The organism is Flavobacterium kayseriense (assembly GCF_014305095.1).
Taxonomy (GTDB): domain Bacteria; phylum Bacteroidota; class Bacteroidia; order Flavobacteriales; family Flavobacteriaceae; genus Flavobacterium; species Flavobacterium kayseriense.
The window spans coordinates 1,314,922-1,334,229 of record NZ_JACRUI010000001.1 but is presented as its reverse complement, the minus strand read 5'-3'; the positions used below and the strand labels follow the sequence as shown (position 1 = coordinate 1,334,229).

Annotated in this window: 19 protein-coding genes; 9 read left to right on the top strand and 10 right to left on the bottom strand. The window is 35.2% G+C overall.

Annotation, left to right across the window (positions count from 1 at the left end; all coding sequences use genetic code 11):
* Nucleotides 1–51: 51 nt before the first annotated feature.
* Together H8R22_RS05750 and H8R22_RS05745 are read right to left on the bottom strand one after the other, a co-directional pair.
* The gene (locus H8R22_RS05750; RefSeq protein ID WP_187008515.1) at nucleotides 52–849 is read right to left on the bottom strand and encodes an MbnP family protein; all 798 of its coding nucleotides are present in this window, start codon (nucleotides 847–849) and stop codon (nucleotides 52–54) included.
* A gap of 108 nt (nucleotides 850–957) precedes the next feature.
* On the bottom strand, nucleotides 958–1,335 hold the full coding sequence (locus tag H8R22_RS05745; RefSeq protein WP_317171719.1) for a hypothetical protein: 378 nt from the start codon (nucleotides 1,333–1,335) through the stop codon (nucleotides 958–960).
* Nucleotides 1,336–1,461: 126 nt separating this feature from the next.
* On the opposite strand from H8R22_RS05745, the gene H8R22_RS05740 reads away from it, so the two are divergent.
* Entirely contained in the window at nucleotides 1,462–1,863 is a 402-nt protein-coding gene (locus H8R22_RS05740; RefSeq protein WP_187008516.1) for a hypothetical protein, read from the top strand.
* A 48-nt stretch (nucleotides 1,864–1,911) separates the two neighbouring features.
* Here H8R22_RS05740 and hemL read toward each other — a convergent pair whose 3' ends face one another.
* The 5 genes from hemL to H8R22_RS05715 form a co-directional block, all read right to left on the bottom strand.
* Nucleotides 1,912–3,198, bottom strand: coding sequence for a glutamate-1-semialdehyde 2,1-aminomutase (gene hemL / locus H8R22_RS05735; RefSeq protein ID WP_187008517.1), 1,287 nt, complete (start codon nucleotides 3,196–3,198; stop codon nucleotides 1,912–1,914).
* Between the two features lie 32 nt (nucleotides 3,199–3,230).
* Nucleotides 3,231–4,112, bottom strand: a complete 882-nt coding sequence (locus H8R22_RS05730; RefSeq protein WP_187008518.1) for a glucosaminidase domain-containing protein — start codon at nucleotides 4,110–4,112, stop codon at nucleotides 3,231–3,233.
* Nucleotides 4,105–5,001 (bottom strand): 1-aminocyclopropane-1-carboxylate deaminase/D-cysteine desulfhydrase, encoded by an 897-nt coding sequence (locus H8R22_RS05725; RefSeq protein ID WP_187008519.1) that lies wholly within the window; start codon nucleotides 4,999–5,001, stop codon nucleotides 4,105–4,107. The genes H8R22_RS05730 and H8R22_RS05725 overlap by 8 nt, the downstream gene beginning before the upstream one ends.
* Before the next feature lie 78 nt (nucleotides 5,002–5,079).
* Nucleotides 5,080–6,909: a T9SS type A sorting domain-containing protein gene (locus H8R22_RS05720; RefSeq protein WP_187008520.1), complete on the bottom strand. Its 1,830-nt coding sequence runs from the start codon at nucleotides 6,907–6,909 to the stop codon at nucleotides 5,080–5,082.
* Nucleotides 6,910–7,149: 240 nt separating this feature from the next.
* Nucleotides 7,150–7,482 (bottom strand): hypothetical protein, encoded by a 333-nt coding sequence (locus tag H8R22_RS05715; RefSeq protein WP_187008521.1) that lies wholly within the window; start codon nucleotides 7,480–7,482, stop codon nucleotides 7,150–7,152.
* A gap of 353 nt (nucleotides 7,483–7,835) precedes the next feature.
* On the opposite strand from H8R22_RS05715, the gene H8R22_RS05710 reads away from it, so the two are divergent.
* The 8 genes from H8R22_RS05710 to H8R22_RS05675 all read left to right on the top strand — a co-directional run bounded on the left by H8R22_RS05710 (nucleotide 7,836) and on the right by H8R22_RS05675 (nucleotide 16,778).
* Nucleotides 7,836–8,012, top strand: a complete 177-nt coding sequence (locus H8R22_RS05710) for a DUF5522 domain-containing protein (RefSeq protein WP_187008522.1) — start codon at nucleotides 7,836–7,838, stop codon at nucleotides 8,010–8,012.
* A gap of 175 nt (nucleotides 8,013–8,187) precedes the next feature.
* Complete coding sequence (locus H8R22_RS05705; protein WP_187009571.1) at nucleotides 8,188–10,170, top strand: urocanate hydratase; 1,983 nt, start codon at nucleotides 8,188–8,190, stop codon at nucleotides 10,168–10,170.
* Between the two features lie 106 nt (nucleotides 10,171–10,276).
* Nucleotides 10,277–10,810: a DUF4136 domain-containing protein gene (locus H8R22_RS05700; RefSeq protein ID WP_187008523.1), complete on the top strand. Its 534-nt coding sequence runs from the start codon at nucleotides 10,277–10,279 to the stop codon at nucleotides 10,808–10,810.
* Between the two features lie 58 nt (nucleotides 10,811–10,868).
* A complete protein-coding gene (locus tag H8R22_RS05695; RefSeq protein ID WP_187008524.1) occupies nucleotides 10,869–11,276 on the top strand; it encodes a group III truncated hemoglobin in 408 nt (135 codons plus the stop codon).
* Between the two features lie 6 nt (nucleotides 11,277–11,282).
* A complete protein-coding gene (locus tag H8R22_RS05690) occupies nucleotides 11,283–12,404 on the top strand; it encodes an esterase-like activity of phytase family protein (protein WP_187008525.1) in 1,122 nt (373 codons plus the stop codon).
* A 384-nt stretch (nucleotides 12,405–12,788) separates the two neighbouring features.
* On the top strand, nucleotides 12,789–13,370 hold the full coding sequence (locus H8R22_RS05685; protein ID WP_187008526.1) for a Crp/Fnr family transcriptional regulator: 582 nt from the start codon (nucleotides 12,789–12,791) through the stop codon (nucleotides 13,368–13,370).
* Between the two features lie 95 nt (nucleotides 13,371–13,465).
* On the top strand, nucleotides 13,466–14,536 hold the full coding sequence (locus tag H8R22_RS05680) for an SDR family oxidoreductase (protein WP_187008527.1): 1,071 nt from the start codon (nucleotides 13,466–13,468) through the stop codon (nucleotides 14,534–14,536).
* 484 nt (nucleotides 14,537–15,020) lie between these two features.
* The gene (locus tag H8R22_RS05675) at nucleotides 15,021–16,778 is read left to right on the top strand and encodes an aromatic amino acid hydroxylase (protein WP_187008528.1); all 1,758 of its coding nucleotides are present in this window, start codon (nucleotides 15,021–15,023) and stop codon (nucleotides 16,776–16,778) included.
* Between the two features lie 160 nt (nucleotides 16,779–16,938).
* On the opposite strand, the gene H8R22_RS05670 is transcribed toward H8R22_RS05675, so the two are convergent.
* Genes H8R22_RS05670 through H8R22_RS05660 form a run of 3 tightly spaced genes read right to left on the bottom strand, consistent with a single transcriptional unit; the run spans nucleotide 16,939 to nucleotide 19,306 of the window.
* Nucleotides 16,939–17,559, bottom strand: a complete 621-nt coding sequence (locus H8R22_RS05670; RefSeq protein WP_187008529.1) for a DUF4230 domain-containing protein — start codon at nucleotides 17,557–17,559, stop codon at nucleotides 16,939–16,941.
* A 2-nt stretch (nucleotides 17,560–17,561) separates the two neighbouring features.
* Nucleotides 17,562–18,512 (bottom strand): GSCFA domain-containing protein, encoded by a 951-nt coding sequence (locus H8R22_RS05665; RefSeq protein ID WP_187008530.1) that lies wholly within the window; start codon nucleotides 18,510–18,512, stop codon nucleotides 17,562–17,564.
* Nucleotides 18,513–18,529: 17 nt separating this feature from the next.
* Nucleotides 18,530–19,306 carry a hypothetical protein gene (locus H8R22_RS05660; protein WP_187008531.1) on the bottom strand — a complete coding sequence of 259 codons (777 nt, stop codon included), beginning with the start codon at nucleotides 19,304–19,306 and terminating at the stop codon, nucleotides 18,530–18,532.
* Nucleotides 19,307–19,308: the final 2 nt, after the last annotated feature.

Here is a 19,308-nt window from a genome sequence, read left to right as displayed (position 1 = left end):
AACGGGACTACCTATGGGTAACAATCCACTCCTGTGCTTCTAAAATTGAAATTAATCGTTATGAACGTGGTCAATTTTAAACATTCCACTCACGTTAGTTGTAATCAAAGACAAATTAGAACCAAACATAATGTCAGCCGCTGTACCCGTTGGATTGTTATCTGAAAGTTTGATTTTATTAACCCCATCTAAAATCTTTGAAACATCAGTAATAATGTGAACGACTGGCGAAATAGAAGTTCTAACAATTGCTCTTGAAGGAAGAACAAGTGTTACCTCAGCGTAATTGTAATCTGATCCTGATTTACCAGTATGTATCTTAAATGACGCGCTGTTTGTAACTGTAGGAGACGAAAAACTCCCTTCCATTACCACAAACTTGTAGCCAGCGGCCCATGACCAGGTTAAACCAGCCGCTTGTGCGTTTGCCAATAAGTCACCTTGACCCGTTGCTCCAAGATCAAATTGCTCTTGGTCTACCCCTATTCCAAATTTTATTTTTGTATAATTTCCAGCAGGAACATTCTCTAGATTAGCGAGCAAACTTGCAGGCGTTCCCTCATCAATAATAAAATAACTTTCGCTTTTGGGATATTTAAATGTAGTACCGTCCTCGTTAGTTAAAACGATATTACTAATAATGTATTTTACTTTATTTATTTTTAAAACCTCACTGTTAGATGTCGTGTTTTCCTGTGTACTTAGAATCAGATCATTGCTACCAAAAGCATTATCAAACTCAACTTTTAAATTTCCAGTTCCTGAAACAGCCACTTCATCACTAGTACAAGCGGTCACAAAAATACTTGCTGCGATTATCGCAACTACTTTATTTAATAAATTTTTCATTCTATTTTTTTAATAATTTTAAATACTTAATTTGATTTTAACGCATACACGGTAGTCATCCAATTGAAAATGTTCAATTGAAGCATCTGTAAACGTAGTTGCTCTTATTTAAGAATTAAAAATTGGGGGATGAAAAATAGTGTGAGGATTTAATTGAGCATACAAATTTGTATACGAATCATTGCAAACAGTATTTGTAGCTGATTCAAAAGTCTGAAATGAAAAATCAAAGAGGTTCTCAACGAAAAGATCGTTCAAGGTATTTGCACTTTGTTTTTTGTCTGATGATAAAGGTTTATCATCATTTGCAGAAGCTTTTGCCAGCTCTTTCATTAAATGACATTTTCCATTACATTGAAGAATAGGTTTCGCTTTATTTTCGCAAAGTACAGTCGTGATATAATCATAATTAACAGCATAGTCGACAAGCGGAAAAACGGGCTTGGCGATCATTAAAAACACTACTATTAATGCAATTTTTTTCACACTGCAAAGATATAAAAGTGTTTTGTTTTTATTAACGTTATAAACCACTATTCTACTAAACTTTTGTTAAGAGTTAAACCTTACTTATAGATGATGGTCTTACTACTATAACTTAAAATTTTAAACATGAAAAAATTATTAATTGCAGCAATATTACTAGTTAGCATAGCTGGTTTTGCACAAAACAAAAAAGACGGATCTAAAAGACCTCAAAAAGCTAACATGGAAAAATTAACTCCTGAAGAGCGAACTGAAAAACGAATTGCAAAAATGACTAAAGACCTTAATCTTGACACTAAACAACAAGAAAAGATTAGAGAGGTTTTTAAGGAGCAAGCTACAGCTAGAGAAAAGCAAAGAGCGGAGATGAAAAAGAAAAATGAGCAAGCTAGAGAAAAAATGGATGCAAAAATGAAATCAATCCTTACTCCAGAACAGCTTACCAAGATGGAAAGCGAAAAGAGTAAAATGAAAAATAAAATGCATAAGAAGCGTGGTCAGAAAAGAGACGGAACAAAAATGGAATAGCTTAAAAAAAAGCTTCGAGTTAATCTCGAAGCTTTTTTGTTTTAGTTTTTAGAGTGTTTGAGCCACTGTCGCCGCAGCATTTATTGTAAAATCGAGATCTTCGTAAGACAAAGCATCTGTGATGAACCAAGTTTCATAAGCTGATGGCGCTATGTAAACACCCGCTTGCAACATCCCATGAAAAAACTTCTTAAAATTCTCATTATCTCCTTTTGCTGCTGATTTGAAATCAATCACCGGGCTAGAATCAAAATGAACTGATATCATAGAGCCTATTCTATTGATCGTAAAAGCAATATTATTCTCTTTTAATACCTTTTCAAGTCCAGCATGTAAATAAGCTGTCTTAGCTGCTAACCTTTCAAATACTTCTTTATCCTCGTTCAATGCCTTTAACATTGCTAATCCTGCTGCCATCGCTAATGGATTTCCTGACAAGGTCCCCGCCTGATAAACAGGACCTAATGGAGCTAGAAAATTCATGATTTCATTACGAGCTGCAAATGCACCAACTGGCAATCCACCACCAATTACTTTACCAAAACAAACGATATCAGCATTCACATTTAATAATTCCTGAACACCACCTGGTGCTAATCTAAAACCGGTCATTACCTCATCAAAAATCAATAAAATACCATTATCTGAGCACAATGTTCTTAATCCTTCCAAAAAACCTGCTTTAGGAGGAATACAGCCCATATTTCCAGCAACGGGCTCAACAATAATTGCTGCTATTTCCCCTTTATTGGCTTCGATTAATGCATTGACATTTTCTAAATCATTATAAGTCGCTAAAAGCGTGTCTTTTGCTGTTCCTGCTGTAACTCCGGGGCTATTAGGAGAACCAAAGGTTACTGCACCACTTCCTGCTTGAATTAGAAAAGAATCAGAATGACCATGGTAACACCCAGCAAATTTTATTATTTTATCTCTGTTTGTAAATCCACGAGCCAAACGAATTGCACTCATACAAGCCTCGGTACCAGAATTTACAAATCTAATTTTATCAACATTTGGCACCATCTCCACAGCCAAAGACGCGATTTGAGTTTCTAACTCTGTTGGCATTCCAAAAGAGGTACCCAACTTTGCTTTTTCGATAACCGCATGCACAACTGGCTCGAAGGCATGTCCCAAAATCATAGGCCCCCATGAATTGATGTAATCTAGTAAGCGATTTCCATCAACATCATAAAGGTAAGCCCCTTTAGCACGCTCCACAAAAATAGGCGTCCCACCCACTGCTTTAAAAGCTCTTACGGGAGAATTCACACCACCTGGTATTACTTTTTCTGCTTCAGCAAAAAGCTGACTACTTCTTTGATATAACATTTATATTATGCTTTATTATATTTAATAATCTATTATCTAACCATCAATCTTTGCCCTATTGAAAGCGTATTTCCTGATAATTTATTCTTTTGCTTTAAGTCATCAACTAAAACATTGTATTTTCTTGATATCGAATACAAGGTGTCCCCTTTTTGGACTTCATGAATAGATTCTGATGCACTTGCTACATCTATTCTTCTATTATACTGCGTTGCATTTGGAACGTATTTAATTCCTAACACCTGAGCATCGTATTGCGCTAAATCATACCTTTCTATATACGAAATAAGTTTATCCGGATACTTGGGATCAGTTGCATATCCAGCTTTCCGCAATCCATTAGCCCAAGACTTATAATCTTCTTTCGATAAAGTAAATAAGTTTGCGTACCTACTTCTACCTGTCAAAAACAAAGAGTGATCTTTAAAAGACTCACCAGGATCATTGTACTTTCTAAAACATTCCTGAGCGGAATCATCATCATGCCTCACACTATCACCATCCCAACCGGTATGACATTTGATTCCAAAATGGTTGTTTGCGCTCACGGCTAAATCACCTCTACCAGCTCCCGACTCTAAGATACCTTGCGCTAAAATGATACTTGCAGGAATACCGTAGGTTTTCATGTTCTTCATTGCAATATCTTTGTATTGTAATACATAGTTGCCTATTATATCATTGCTCACAACTGTTCTAGAGGTTGACTCTATCACCTCAAGGTTTGTCTTTGAATTTCGTTGCTGACTTGATTGTCTTTCAATAGTTTTTCCTGACGCCGTTTTCTTTCCGTTTGAAACTACCGATTTTTTAGGCTTTGTGGATGATTGCTTTTTTGTTACAATGGGTGACTTTGTAGCATTGCAGCTTGCCAAGATAATTATAGTTAAGAGTAGCAGTATTTTTTTAAACATTGACATTAAGTATTGGTAAATTTTTACGGCTTAGTGTTTCATTCATGCCTTTAATTCCTTGAAGACCGCCAGTGTGTATCACTAATATTTTTGACTGAGCAGGAAAATAATTACTTTCTATTAAATCTAATACACCATAGAGCATTTTACCGGTGTAAATAGGATCTAGAGGTATTTTAGTTGTTGTATAAAAAGTATTAATGAAGGATATCAAATCTTCACTAACCTTGCCATACCCTCCAAAATGATACTTAGTAATTAATTCCCAATTATTATTTTTGACAAAAATACGAATTTCATCTTGTAAAAAGTCACCTTTTAAGGCTGGAAATCCTAAAATTTTCTGATTTGGTTTGGCACTATTAACGATTCCTGAAATCGTACCACCCGTTCCTACTGCGCAACAAATGAAGTCGAAACTTGCATCTTGACTTGTTAAGATTTCCTCACAACCTTTGACTGCTAATGAATTAGTACCTCCTTCGGGAATAAGATAGAAATCTCCAAAACTATCTATTAAATGTTTTAGAAAAGATTCTTCGTTTTTGAGACGGTATACTTCCCTTGAAACAAATTCAAACTGCATGCCACAACTTTTAGCAAATTTCAGTGTCGGATTCAAATCATTTTGATCCTTTAATTCCTCACCTCGAATCACTCCTATTGTTTTTAAGCCATTCTGTTGCCCTGCATATGCTACGGCGGCAATATGATTAGAAAAAGCTCCCCCAAACGTCACTATAGTATCTTTCTTTTGATTTATTGCTTCAAGCAAGTTGTATTTTAGCTTTCTAAATTTGTTACCCGAAACAATTGGGTGTATCAAATCCTCGCGCTTTATAGCAACAGATATTCCATTAGAAAATTGTATGGGTATATTTTGATTCAATTCTTTTTTAAACAAAGGTAAAATTTATAACAACAAAAAAATGCAATCTTATAGGATTGCATTTTTTTATTCGTTAAACTAGTTTTTCACTATGATTTTTTGACCTAATGTATTTTTTTCTTTGGTATCTATCTTCACTATATAAATGCCGTCACTTAGATTAGATGTTGAGAAAGTATAGTTGGTGTTAGATCCTAAAACTGTTTTAGTAAAGACTAATTTTCCTAAAATATCGTACACAGAGCACGTTTTTAATTCTTTTTGAAGAGGGTTGCTAATCGACAAGCTTTTAAGTGCATTGTTTTGATAAACTAAAAAATCAGACTTTTCATTCTCTTCAATTCCCAAAGTTTTATCGGTTTTAAAAGTAATTTCAAATTGCGTGTTATTAACCCCTGCAGGTAAAACAACTTCATGGAAACTGTTTTTTATATCAAAATATTCATTGGTTACTTTATCATGCAGGTAAATTTGATTAGCGCCAGAGAAGCTGACAATATCCTTAACCGATAATTTGAAGTTAGCTTTATTAACATTTCTAAAACCAACAGCTATTTTTTTATCTGCATCAAAAACTAAAGCATTGATTAAAAACTCTTTATTATCTATAACAAAATAGGCATCAGCTGGTGCTGCATCACTTGAAGGAGCATCCATTGCATGATCAACTCCATCTGTTGCTTCAGGAACAAAAGCTAAAACTAACTGTCTTACTCCATGATCATCAATCAACGCGCTCAAACGCAAGTGTGAACTTTCCTGAGAACTAACTAGCGTATAATCTTTTCCTGATACAGCAGGTATTGCAGCAAAAAAAGAGCTTTTTGCCTCTTTATCGCCATTACTCGTGTTTTTCTCAAATTGAGATTGGCTAGCTGCTCCTTCTTTCACATAAACACGGTAACTATTTTTCATTGTAATATTACCGTTATTAGTTCCTTCAAGAACAAAACCTTGTCCAATTGGAGAAAAACGTCTGCTATATGCAGATCCTGTACCAACTGTATTCACTTCATTTCCGGATCCATCGTAAGAATAAAAAGTAGCTGGCGTGTACACACCATTACCACTTCCTCCAAGGGGGGAGTAAGTTCCATAACCTCCTTTATAGTCAGCTATATAATGAGAATCAACCGTTTTATCTTGCTCCCAAAAATAAGCAATACCCGTAGTATTATTTGCATCGGTCAAGAAAGCAGATAAATCAATTGCGGATGGATAGGGATTTCCTGTAAGAACTAATTTGCCGGTACTCACAGGTATTGAAATAGTTCCATCATTAGGTTTTCCCCTAAAATCATAACGTTGATTGTTTCCTGAATTATTTTGCACACCTCCAATCGCATTGGTATTAGCCCCTGAGGTTCCCTTCATGGTAAATCCTTCACCGGCATTTAATGTTGATCCTGAACCTACATAAACCCAAGCATTAGAACTTGAAGCAGGTAATTTCCATATCCAATAAGGTGCAATAGCTAAAGGAGATGCTGTACCGTTATAATTGCTAGAGGGTAATATTAATGCGCTAGTACTAGTTGTAATTGTAACCGGATCCATTAGCTGTGTAATTCCAAATGCCGTATTACCAGCAGTGGCGTTAGCACCACCCACCGGAGAGCACCAATAATTATATTGAAAATTATTTACAGTACCTTCTTGAAAAACCGAAACACTACCTGTTCCTTTGTTTGCTCCTATACCAGAGGTACCTTGTAACAATTGAGCATTTTCTCTTAAATAAAAATTACTTGAAGCAGCTTTTAACTCTAGTTCTTGTTTAATAAAAACCGGAGTATTTGTAGCATAAACATAACTATTTGCTCCAACGTACATTTGTGCTTGCACTGACTTATGACAGCACATCATAGTCACCATAAGTAAAATCGGACTTAGTATTTTTGTTTTCATAAGCTAGTCAATTGAATATTTAATAAAATTGAATCTGAAGAATAATTAAATTTTTATTTCAATTATCTTGTTTCAAAAATACAATAAAAAACAATCACTAATTGTTAAAAACATAGATAAAGTACACAAATAATCGACTAAATGCATTTTTATCTATATTTGGCACTCTTTATCTTACTAAATTGACAGGGTAAAAAACCATAAATAGTTCTAATAATCCATCTGTTTCCTGTTCGATGTCTATTTGTTCAGAAAATTCACAAAAAACCAAAATGGTCTCTTTTGCAAAAAACTTAAATCATCTTCATAAGAATAAGCCTCTCTTTCAAAGGAAATAGAACGATAGGCTAAGTTTTTGTCTCCATAACGAAATAATTTCAAAAAATACTCTAAAGAATACCATAAATAAAACGGAACAATGAGTAACTCTAATTGTTGTCTTAAATGAATTTTTTCGTGATTAAGTAATTGGTCGTCTTTTTTATCCTCCCTGTATCTCAATAAAATAAAAGGAAATATAGTGATAGCTCGAAACCCCCTAGGAACAAAAACTTTAGAAACAATGACAAACATAGGCAAGAGAATCAATTAGTGAATAGGACAAAAAACAATCTCAATATATAGCCGTAAAGAAAATAAAATCCGCAGAGATAATACAATGTAATCAATAATTACAAATAACGGAAATGTTGTATTGCTAGTAACTAGTTGCCTTTTTTATTACCCATACATTAACATTCGATACAACAATATGGAAGGAATTTTAAAAATACTCGTGTTGAACGACAAAACTAATCAGAACCCCGCTTTTAAATAAATGCAAATAGGAAGAGTAATCATTCTAAAAAGAATAAATTTGTAGATACGAATTGCGTCGCAAAATTAACTACAATACATTACAGCATAAAAACTATATTTTTTCATACATGCTAAATCAAGAAAACCAATCTAAACTAATCGAAGGAGAAGATTTCTATTATACCCCAGAGGGCTATAAATGTTTCACAGAAAAGCATCACCTCAAAAGAGGTCATTGTTGTAAAAGCGGCTGTCGTCACTGCCCTTATGGTTTTGATAAAAAAACAGGAACAATCAAAAAGTAAGCAAATTGCAAGCTTTAATACACCTCATAACAAATTAAACATCATGGATATTTGCGCTCAAAGGTTTAGGATTACCATCTTTAAATCCTACCATCGTTCGGATATTCGTTATCCCTAATGTATATACAAGAGCACTTGCAAGTAAAAACACAGTATAATGAAAACACTCTATACGATGACTTTTAAAGAACAAATCACACAAGGAATACCTGATACCTTACCTAATCCAAAACCCTATGAGGCCAACATAAATCACGCACCAAAGCGAAAACAAATTCTTACGTCAGAGGAAAAAAAACTAGCGCTTCGCAATGCTTTACGCTATTTTGAACCAAAACACCACGCAGCATTACTGCCTGAATTCCAAAATGAATTAGACACTTATGGTCGAATATACATGTATCGCTTTCGTCCGGATTACGAAATGCGCGCCTATGCTATTGAAGATTATCCTGGAACGTGTGAACAGGCAAAAGCTATTATGCTGATGATTCAGAACAATCTGGATAATGCCGTTGCACAACATCCACATGAATTAATCACTTATGGTGGTAATGGTGCCGTGTTTCAAAATTGGGCGCAGTATTTATTGACCATGCAATATTTGTCTGAAATGACCGAAGACCAAACCCTAACCATGTATTCTGGACACCCCATGGGCCTATTCCCTTCGCATAAAGAAGCCCCAAGAGTCGTGGTTACAAACGGAATGGTAATTCCTAACTACTCTCAACCTGATGATTGGGAAAAAATGAATGCCCTCGGTGTATCCCAATATGGTCAAATGACAGCCGGAAGTTATATGTATATTGGACCACAAGGCATTGTTCATGGAACTACGATCACTGTTTTAAATGGATTCAGAAAAATAAAAAAATTGCCAGAAGGTGGCTTATTCGTCACCTCAGGCTTAGGTGGAATGAGCGGAGCTCAACCCAAGGCTGGTAATATTGCCGGCTGCATCACAGTCTGTGCCGAAGTAAATCCAAAAATCACCCATATTCGTCACAATCAAGGTTGGATTAACGAAATTATCGAGGACCTCGATCAATTGGTAAGCAGAGTTGCTTTGGCCAAAGCCAATAACGAAGTGATATCTTTAGCTTATTTAGGAAACGTAGTTGATGTATGGGAAAAATTCGACCAAGAAAACATCCATATTGACCTTGGTAGTGACCAAACTTCGCTACATAATCCTTGGGCAGGAGGCTATTATCCTGTCGGAATTTCATTTGAAGAAGCGAATGTCCTTATGGCTGAAAATCCAAACCTATTCAAACAAAAAGTACAAGAAACGTTACGACGTCATACGGATGCTATTAATAAACACACCGCTAAAGGAACTTACTTTTTCGATTACGGAAATGCCTTTTTATTAGAAGCTTCGCGTGCAGGAGCAAATATTATGGCTGAAAACAACATCGATTTCAGATACCCTAGTTATGTACAAGATATCATGGGACCTATGTGTTTTGATTATGGATTCGGTCCGTTTAGATGGGTTTGCGCCTCTGGAAAACCTAAAGATTTACAGAAAACAGATGAAATTGCTTGCGCCGTTCTTGAAGAAATGACAAAAACTGCCCCAATCGAAATTCAGCAACAAATGCATGACAACATAACTTGGATCAAAGGAGCACAAGCCAATAAATTAGTAGTGGGCTCTCAAGCTCGAATATTGTATGCCGATGCCGAAGGACGTGTAAAAATTGCCGAAGCTTTTAATCAGGCTATAGCCAAAGGCGAAATTGGCACTGTTATTCTTGGCCGCGACCATCATGATGTCTCGGGAACCGACTCACCTTACAGAGAAACTTCTAATATTTACGACGGATCCCGCTTTACCGCTGATATGGCGATTCAAAACGTAATTGGTGATAGTTTTCGCGGTGCAACTTGGGTTTCTATTCACAATGGTGGAGGAGTTGGCTGGGGAGAGGTAATTAATGGTGGCTTTGGTATGGTTCTTGATGGATCTAAAGAAGCTTCAAGACGCTTAGCCTCAATGCTTTTCTGGGATGTAAACAACGGGATATCAAGAAGAAGTTGGGCCCGTAACGAGGGGGCAATTTTCGCCATTAAAAGAGCAATGGAGCAGCAGCCGTTACTAAAGGTAACCATTCCTAACATAGTAGACGATCGCTTAATCAATAGTTAATTTCGACGTTAAAATTTAGATGTTTGTACCTCGCAAAAAAATAATTTTTTATCTTAGGTATATATTACAGTAGATACTATTTTCAAAGAACATAAATAACCAAAACATGAAAGCAATTAAACTCCTACCGCTATTATTACTATTTATATTGGGCGCTTGCAGCACGATACACGTAAATTCTGATTTCGACAAAAATGTGGACTTTACTCAATATAAAACTTATGCATTTCAGAAAAGTGGAATTGATAAAGCTGAGATCTCACAACTGGATAAAAAAAGAATCTTACGTGCCATTGACATGGAATTGAGCCTCAAAGGAATGACGAAGAGTGAGAATCCAGACCTTTTAATTAATATTTTTACCAAAGAACGAGAAAAAGTAAGCATCAATCAGTTCAACGCTGGTTGGGGATATGGTTGGGGATGGGGATGGAATCCTTACATGTGGGGAGGACAACAAACCATAGCAAGCTCTAACACAGAGGGAACACTTTTTATCGATCTCATCGATGCTAAAAAACAAGAACTTATTTGGCAAGGTGAAGGAGTAGGTTACCTAACTCAAAACAGAGCAGATAAGGAAAAAAGAATCAATGAGTTCGTGGCAAAAATCCTAACACAGTTCCCTCCACAACAATAATGCAAATACATGTGATAGAAATGGCCTACCTTTGCGTAGGCTTTTTTTATTCTCATTTATGAAAACACAAACAGACATATCAACTCTAGAAGATATTAAATCACTAGTAGATACTTTTTATGGTCACGTACAAAAAGATAATTTTATAGGTCCAATATTCAACTTAAAAATAGGAGAAAATTGGCCAGATCACTTAGAAAAAATGTATCGCTTTTGGCAAACTATTTTACTGGAAGTACATACTTACTCGGGAAGCCCTTTTCCTCCGCACAAACATTTACCAATTGACAAAGCGCATTTTGAACGCTGGATGAAACTGTTCACCGAAACCGTAGACACTTTATATCAAGGTCCTATTGCAGATGAAGCAAAACTACGTGCCAAGAACATGGCTGAGATGTTTAATTACAAAATAAACTATTTTAGAGATAATGACCAAAAAGGAGATCTCCTAAATTCAAAATAATATAGCATGCGCAAATTACTTATTTTCTTTAGTGTCCTAGCGTTAGTATCGTGCTCGAGCAGCAAACAAAATCTTGCTGAAGTGCCAACTTTAAAATACATCAACACCATTGAAATTCCATTTAATCAAGAATTCAAAAAAACGGTTGTTGGTGGGTTATCCAGCATAGATTTCGACGCTAAAAATGATTTATACTATTTTATTTGCGATGATCGATCCATTTATAATGACGCTCGTTTTTATACCGCAAAAATTCAATTAGCAGCAGATTCCTTGCAACAAATTGATTTTCAAACTGTTTTTCCCCTAAAAAATGAAGCTGGTCAAAAGTACGCTAACTGGGACAAATATCCGGACAGTTCCATTGATCCTGAGGAAATGCGATATAACCCTAAAACCCGATCTGTGGTATGGAGCAGTGAAGGAGCTCGTGTTATTGCAAAAGATTTTGCCGTTATCCAAAACCCTTCTTTACAAACCGCAACTATAGAAGGAAATTACCTAAATACTTATAATTTACCTTCTAACCTCAACATGCAAAAGGAAGAGCGAGGTCCGCGAAGTAATGGCGTATTAGAAGGTATTACATTTAACAAAAATTTCACTGAACTATATACAAATATTGAAGAACCATTATTTGAGGACGATACTCAAGCGAGCACAACTAAAGGGGGCTTAATTAGAATTTATAAGTTTGATACCAAAAGCAGACAAAACAGCGCGCAATATGCATATCGATTAGACCCTATCGCCCATGCACCAAATCCAAAAACAAGTTTTGCTGTAAACGGAATCTCTGCTATTCAGTATTACGGCAAAAATAGATTATTAGTTGTAGAACGCTCCTATTCAACCGGTAAACTAGCTTGCACTATAAAAGTGTATTTATGTGATTTATCTTTAGCTACTGATGTAACAAATGTCAAATCATTGCAAACGGAGGACTTTAAATTAGCGCCTAAAAAATTAATTTTAAACATGGATGATTTAGGCATTTTCACAGATAATATTGAGGGAATCACTTTTGGTCCAAAATTAGCCAATGGCAAACAATCTATACTTTTTGTATCTGATAATAATTTCTCTGACAAACAGAAAACACAAATATTGCTTTTTGAAATAGAGTGATTACATTTCTATCTAATTTATCAAACACAAATTATAACTACAATTATCTTCTTGCATTGCTCCCCTAGCCCCGTTGGTAATGAAAAGAGGGAAATGGCTGCTAGAATTTTTACTTTGCCTCTTAAACCATAATGTTTTTCAAAATAAACTCAACTACTGAAAGTAATCCAAATCTTATTTTTCGTCATCACATTAGTCATAAATAAAAATACGTAAATCAAAGCAAGTTGGTAACACTCGTTTTATTGTATTTAGGTCTTTAGAGGAATTATCGTTTTAATTCGTATTTTCGTATTCCTGAAAATACTAGTCTTGGCAAATTACAAGCAGATATTACCAAAATGTAACAGCAAGTTGAATAAGAATGCTTCAAATCAAAAATCCATGTTTCATAAACTATTTCAACAACTTGAGGAAAAGGTAAAATTATCAGATAAAGATAAAAAAGAGATCTCCGCTTTTTTTGAAATAAAAAAACTACGAAAAAAACAATTTTTACTTCAAGAAGGTGATTACTGCAACAATTTAGCTTTCGTATCTAAAGGTGTCTTAAAATCGTATACTTTAGATGAAAAGGGGCAAGAACATATTAGTTTACTGGCATGGGAAGGCTGGTGGGTATCCGATTTTAAAAGCTTTATCTGTGAGGAAAAAGCAATTCTTTCTATTGATGCTGTTGAAGATAGCGAAGTGTTATTACTTTCGCGTTCTAACTATGAAAAATTATTGATCGAAGTACCTGCTATGGAACGGTATTTTAGAATAGTGTATCAAAATAGCTTAATCACAAAAGATAGAAGGTTGATCAGTTCCAATTCTTATACTGCAGAAGAAAAATACCTTCAATTAATAAAAATGTATCCATTTATTTCGCAACGCATACCACAAAACCTCATCGCATCTTATCTTGGTCTCACCACTGAAACGATTAGTAGAATTAAGAAAAACGTGCACAAGAATCATTAATTTGATTAACTGTTTTTTTTGATTTAGATCAACAATAAGCATATATAAGTAACATAATTTTGCTCAATAGTTGAAACAATAGAAAATAGTTAATTATGAACAAAATTGCATTAATTGTTGGAGCGAGTGGAATATCAGGAAATAATCTTGCGCAAGAATTGCTCAAGAACAATTGGACAACCTATGGCATTACCCGAAATTCTGAGGTGAAGTTAGAAGGACTAAAAAATATCAAAGCAGATTTACTAGACCTAAAATCACTTTCAGAAGCTTTAAGAGAGGTGAAACCCACTCACGTTTTTTTCACCGCTTGGATGCGTAAGGAAACAGAAGCAGAAAACATTGAGGTAAACGGTGCAATGGTTCGCAACCTGTTACAGGCATTAGCTCCAAAAAAGTCAGTACAACACGTTGCTTTAGTTACAGGATTGAAACATTATTTAGGGCCATTTGAAGCTTATGCTCAAGAAGAATTTTTACCTGAAACTCCGGTTAGAGAGGAACACCCTAGATTGAAACTAGACAATTTTTACTATGCTCAGGAAGACGGAATTTTTGCAGCAGCCACCCGCGACGGCTTTACTTGGAGTATTCATCGTTCACACACCGTTATTGGGCAAGCTGTTGGAAACTTAATGAATATGGGAACAACTTTAGCAGTTTACGCAAGTATCTGCAAAGAAAAAGGAACTCCTTTCATTTGGCCAGGGTCAGCAGCACAGTGGAATGGAATTTCTGATGTGACCGATGCGCAACTATTAGCCAAGCAGTTTGTCTGGGCAGCCACTACACCAGAAGCTGCAAATCAAGCCTTTAATGTAGCTAATGGTGATATATTTCGCTGGAGCTGGTTATGGAAACAAGTAGCAGAATATTTCGGTATTGAATATCAAGGTTTTGTGGAAAACAATAGTAATTTGGAAGAAATCATGCAAAATGATGACGCTATTTGGAAAAAAATTGCTGAGAAATATAACTTAGTAGAGTCTGATCTAAACAAATTAGCTTCTCCTTGGCATACAGACCTTGACTTGGGACGTCCGATAGAGGTTATGACAGATATGTCTAAAAGTCGTAAATTAGGATTTACCGAATATCAAGATACAAGAGAATCTTTCTTTAATTTGTTTGCTAAACTAAAAGAAGAGAACATTATACCTTCTTAACAATGAACTGTTCAATCCACCTAATATAGGCTGACAGATTACTATTAATTTCCCGATTGCATTTTGTAGTCGGGATTTTCATTTTACCAACCGAACTCTCGGAAATGCAGTAAATATTCCCCTTCTGCCACACGAAATGAAATTCGACGAAGACAATCCTTTAGTGTGGTCGTAATTAGTAAAAAACAGTTCCTATCCTATAAAATAACATCATTAAATTTCTTTGGCTCTTGTGATTGCATAGTTACTCACAATGACATACTATGCAGAAATCATTCTTCTGAGCACAACTCTCCTAGCCCCGATTGCAATAGAAAGCTTTTTGTGAAGGCCGTTTTTTGTTTTCCTGTTGCGGCAGAGCGACCGGAGGAAGCTCCTCCCGGAACTTTGGAAAAACAAACGGGCGAACAAAAACTTGTAATGAAAAGCGAGAAATGGCTTCTATAATTCGTACTTTTGTAACTTAAACTACAACGTTTTCGATATGAATGCAACAATTGAAAGTAATCCCTTATTAGACCGATTACCCAAACATTTAAAGCAATTTATTAAAGCTCAGGATTATAGCGATTACACGCCTATTAATCAGGCGGTTTGGCGCTATGTAATGCGTAAAAACGTAGATTACCTTTCGCAAGTGGCGCACAGCTCGTACTTAGATGGCTTGAAAAAAACTGGAATTGAGGTAGACAATATCCCAAGTATGTACGGAATGAACCGCATTTTGACCGAGATAGGTTGGGCTGCTGTTGCTGTAGACGGCTTTATTCCGCCTAACGCTTTTATGGAGTTTCAGGCTTATAACGTTCTAGTGATTGCATCAGATATTCGTCAGTTAGAACATATTGAATACACACCGGCTCCAGATATTATTCATGAGGGTGCAGGGCACGCGCCTATTATTGCCAATCCTGAATATGCCGAATATTTACGCCGTTTTGGTGAAATAGGATGTAAAGCGATTTCGTCAAGCAAGGATTACGAGATGTATGAGGCAATCCGACTTTTATCAATTGTGAAAGAAGCCGAAGGTACGCCACAAGCTACGATTGACGCCGCCGAAAAAGCAGTTGAAGACTTGCAAAACAATATGGGTGAACTATCAGAAATGGCTCAAATACGCAACCTTCACTGGTGGACTGTGGAATATGGCTTAATAGGAACCGTAAATAATCCGAAGATTTATGGTGCGGGATTACTATCCTCTATTGGTGAAAGTGCCTATTGCATGACCGATCAAGTAAAGAAAATTCCCTATGACATCTCTGCGGCTTACCAAAGTTTTGACATTACTAAATTGCAGCCCCAATTATATGTTACGCCAACATTTGCTTATTTGAATTTAGTTCTTGAGGAGTTTGCAAATAAAATGGCTTTGAGGACAGGCGGACTATCCGGAGTTGAAAAATTAATTGATTCAGCAGCACTAGGAACTATTGAATTGAGTACGGGCTTGCAAGTTTCGGGCGTTTTCACCAATGTTATTGCGCAAGATGGCAAACCAATCTATATTCAAACTACAGGTAAAACAGCATTGGCTTACCGTGAAAAGGAATTAGTTGGTCACGGAACATTGACACATCCTGATGGTTTTGGTAGTCCCATAGGAAAACTAGAAGGCATCAACCTTGCTATCGAAGATATGAGTCCAAAAGACTTGAATGCCTATGATATATTAGAATCTAAAACGGTAAAACTAGAGTTTGAAGGCGGAATTATTGTTGAGGGTGAAATTGTAACGGGTTCAAGAAACTTAAGGGGAGAAATTATTTTAATTCGCTTTAAAAACTGTACGGTAACGCATGGCGAAACTGTATTGTTCCAACCGGACTGGGGCGTATACGACATGGCTGTAGGCAAGAAAGTGGTTTCAGCTTATTCTGGTCCAGCTGATGTAAATAGTTTTGATTTGATAACTCATATGCCTTCAAGCACAACGATAAAAGCACAACAGTCCGCAGAACGAGATGATTTAGAAGTACTTTACCAACAAGTACGGAACATTCGTGAAACAAAAGATAAGAAAGCTGCGCTAGCACCAATATTTGAAAACCTACGAAACAATCACTCTAGAGACTGGTTACTTTCGGTAGAAATTGCTGAGTTATTGAACGAACGTAACGAATCACAATTACTAGACCTTGTAGTTACTTATCTAGAGGAACAAAAAATAAAAAGACCAGAAGTAGCCCATTTAATATCTGGAGGCTTGGACTTAATTTTTGAGAAAGCAACAGCATGAAAATTTAAGTCTCACACTAGCTCAATAACTTAATTGTGTGACAAAGTCATTAAAAAACCGCAAAATCGATATATAGATAGCTCGATTTTGCGGTTATATCATGCAACATCAGTATTTATCAGTTAAAGCACTTTACTGTTAAATTAATAATAGAAACGCTTTACAACTTAATTTGCTTCCCAAGCTCTGAATCGCTTTCGATTACTTTACCATCGTACTTTAATACCCAACCTAGGTTTCGAGTAGTAATCAATATCTGGGACAATTCACTAATTAATCTATTTTGGGCATTCGATTTCAGTGTAGATTTTTGAATCTTTTTCGCTAAGCTAGCCTTAACCGAAGCATTAATTTTATTATAATCATCTCCTGTAAACGGATTTAATTTACTTTGCTCTACATCATAAAATTTAATATCGGGATTAATTTTAATCTCTTCTTTTGGAATATAAATTATAGAAATGGTTTTATTCGCCTCATCTATATCATATTTCATTTGATGTAAATCATAGGCAACCGTAACATCTGCATTTACGATAACTAAAGCTTTTTTATCAAATGTGACCATTCCCATCAAATATTTCTCCTGATTTTTATATGTTATTACCTCAGAGAAATGACCTTCAGTAACGATGAGTTTTCCAACATTAAGTATTTGCTGCTGAATCAAGCCTGCGCTATCTACAGTAGTGGAATCATCTGATTTTTTAAAATCACAAAACTTGAAAAGTAAAAATACCGTGGCGATTAAACCGATGAATATCAAGAATCTTTTTAACATAGTTAGAATTTCATAAATGAATACTGCGAAACCATTTTAGCTATTTTAGCTTGTAATTTAATTTCAAATTTTTGATGACTATCAGAACTTGGGTTGAAAGATCGATGTTGTAAAGATTTTTGAATTGAATCTATCTCTATCATCGTTTCTTTCGAATGCGCACTTATAGCAGTATCCACAAACCGTTCCCAAATATAATCAATTGCCACTTGATTAGGATGCAACATATCTTCCGTATAGAAACGATAATCTCGCAACTCATCCATCATAATTTCGTAGCTAGGAAAATAGCTAACCCCGTCATTCTTTTTTTGTAAAACATCATGTAAAGCACTAAACAAATGTGATTTACTTAATTGATTTTGTACAAAACCATCTTTTATATGGCGTACTGGAGAAATTGTAAAAATAAAAGAGGCTGAAGGATTTATAGAACGAATCAGCTCGATCGTATTAGTTATACTTTCCTGAATCAAAGCGACTGAAAGCAACTCTTTATCGAACTCCTTTTGCGGTACTTTATGACAGTTAGCAACAATTTCCATACTTTCACGTGATCTATAAATCCAAGCAGTTCCATAAGTAATAATAATCTGGGAAGCTTGTTCTATTTTTTGCCTTGTAACGTCAATTAATCCATTAATTGAAATTAGAAACAGTTCTTTATTTGGATTAGAGAACTGCGAATGCAATTCAAAGCAATGCCAATGCTCATTGTAAAAAAAAATATCTTTTTCAGTATAGTACTTTTTCGTTGTTATGCGATCGATTAGTTTCTCAATAGAACTAGGATTAAAAATAATCCCAAAAGGATTGCAGTAGTTCTGAAATTGATAGTAGTCTAACTTTGCGGACATATTTTCTGCAAAGCAAGAACCCAAAGACACCATCTTTACGTTGTAATCAATTAAATGATTGCTTTGAGAAATGGGTATTTGGGTTCTAAATTGCATTAAAATTATGCTGAATTTTATTCGTAAATATATTCAGATTTCAAATATCCTGAATTACTTTTTGCGTTTTCGCTGATTTGCTCTTTAGGATAATCATCACTATCATACTTAAAAATACTTTTATGCATTTTTGCAGATGATATAATTTGATCCTCTTTAGTATTTGTAGTGTTGTTTTCAATCACGCTGAGCATACTATTATTTACCGAAATCAACTCATTATAAATCAGTAATTTATCAAAAGCCTTAATATTAAACCAAGGATTATTCTTTGTGTCATATTCATAGCTCGCATCAATTTTAGTTATTAAATTGACTTCACTATTATCTAAAACCCTATTATCCTTAACAAGGTTTCCCTCTTCAAAAGTAAGAACGCCATGAAATTGTTTTATTAGACCTTCTTTGTCGTTACTTGCAAAATGCTCATAGGTTACCGATCCATCAGCACTATGAGTATAATTTGTCTCCGATCCATCAGACGATTTAGCTTGAACAAGTTTGCCTTTATCATACGTAAAAGAAGTACTTACTAGTGACTGATCACTTTTCTTTTTACTCACGATTGTAGTAATTAAGCCATCAGTATAAGTATAATCAACATGTTCATTACTATTATCAGTACTTACAATTTCGTTATCTTTATAAGTAAGCACAGTAGTGACTTTAGAACTATCCTCAACAGTTTCTATTAGCTTTCTCAATAATTTGGCGTCATTACTTTTATCATTCGCACAAGAATAAAAAAGAACCAACATCACCGATAAAACACAAACTTTAATTATTCTCTTCATAT

What these genes read in the sequence shown, in the direction of transcription:
- H8R22_RS05675 (WP_187008528.1), top strand. Translation starts at nt 15,021, where the DNA reads ATGAATGCAACAATTGAAAGTAATCCCTTATTAGACCGATTACCCAAA.
- H8R22_RS05670 (WP_187008529.1), bottom strand. Translation starts at nt 17,559, where the DNA reads ATGTTAAAAAGATTCTTGATATTCATCGGTTTAATCGCCACGGTATTT.
- H8R22_RS05750 (WP_187008515.1), bottom strand. Translation starts at nt 849, where the DNA reads ATGAAAAATTTATTAAATAAAGTAGTTGCGATAATCGCAGCAAGTATT.
- H8R22_RS05690 (WP_187008525.1), top strand. Translation starts at nt 11,283, where the DNA reads ATGCGCAAATTACTTATTTTCTTTAGTGTCCTAGCGTTAGTATCGTGC.
- H8R22_RS05710 (WP_187008522.1), top strand. Translation starts at nt 7,836, where the DNA reads ATGCTAAATCAAGAAAACCAATCTAAACTAATCGAAGGAGAAGATTTC.
- H8R22_RS05665 (WP_187008530.1), bottom strand. Translation starts at nt 18,512, where the DNA reads ATGCAATTTAGAACCCAAATACCCATTTCTCAAAGCAATCATTTAATT.
- H8R22_RS05660 (WP_187008531.1), bottom strand. Translation starts at nt 19,306, where the DNA reads ATGAAGAGAATAATTAAAGTTTGTGTTTTATCGGTGATGTTGGTTCTT.
- hemL (WP_187008517.1), bottom strand. Translation starts at nt 3,198, where the DNA reads ATGTTATATCAAAGAAGTAGTCAGCTTTTTGCTGAAGCAGAAAAAGTA.
- H8R22_RS05715 (WP_187008521.1), bottom strand. Translation starts at nt 7,482, where the DNA reads ATGTTTGTCATTGTTTCTAAAGTTTTTGTTCCTAGGGGGTTTCGAGCT.
- H8R22_RS05730 (WP_187008518.1), bottom strand. Translation starts at nt 4,112, where the DNA reads ATGTTTAAAAAAATACTGCTACTCTTAACTATAATTATCTTGGCAAGC.
- H8R22_RS05680 (WP_187008527.1), top strand. Translation starts at nt 13,466, where the DNA reads ATGAACAAAATTGCATTAATTGTTGGAGCGAGTGGAATATCAGGAAAT.
- H8R22_RS05720 (WP_187008520.1), bottom strand. Translation starts at nt 6,909, where the DNA reads ATGAAAACAAAAATACTAAGTCCGATTTTACTTATGGTGACTATGATG.
- H8R22_RS05740 (WP_187008516.1), top strand. Translation starts at nt 1,462, where the DNA reads ATGAAAAAATTATTAATTGCAGCAATATTACTAGTTAGCATAGCTGGT.
- H8R22_RS05705 (WP_187009571.1), top strand. Translation starts at nt 8,188, where the DNA reads ATGACTTTTAAAGAACAAATCACACAAGGAATACCTGATACCTTACCT.
- H8R22_RS05695 (WP_187008524.1), top strand. Translation starts at nt 10,869, where the DNA reads ATGAAAACACAAACAGACATATCAACTCTAGAAGATATTAAATCACTA.
- H8R22_RS05700 (WP_187008523.1), top strand. Translation starts at nt 10,277, where the DNA reads ATGAAAGCAATTAAACTCCTACCGCTATTATTACTATTTATATTGGGC.
- H8R22_RS05685 (WP_187008526.1), top strand. Translation starts at nt 12,789, where the DNA reads ATGTTTCATAAACTATTTCAACAACTTGAGGAAAAGGTAAAATTATCA.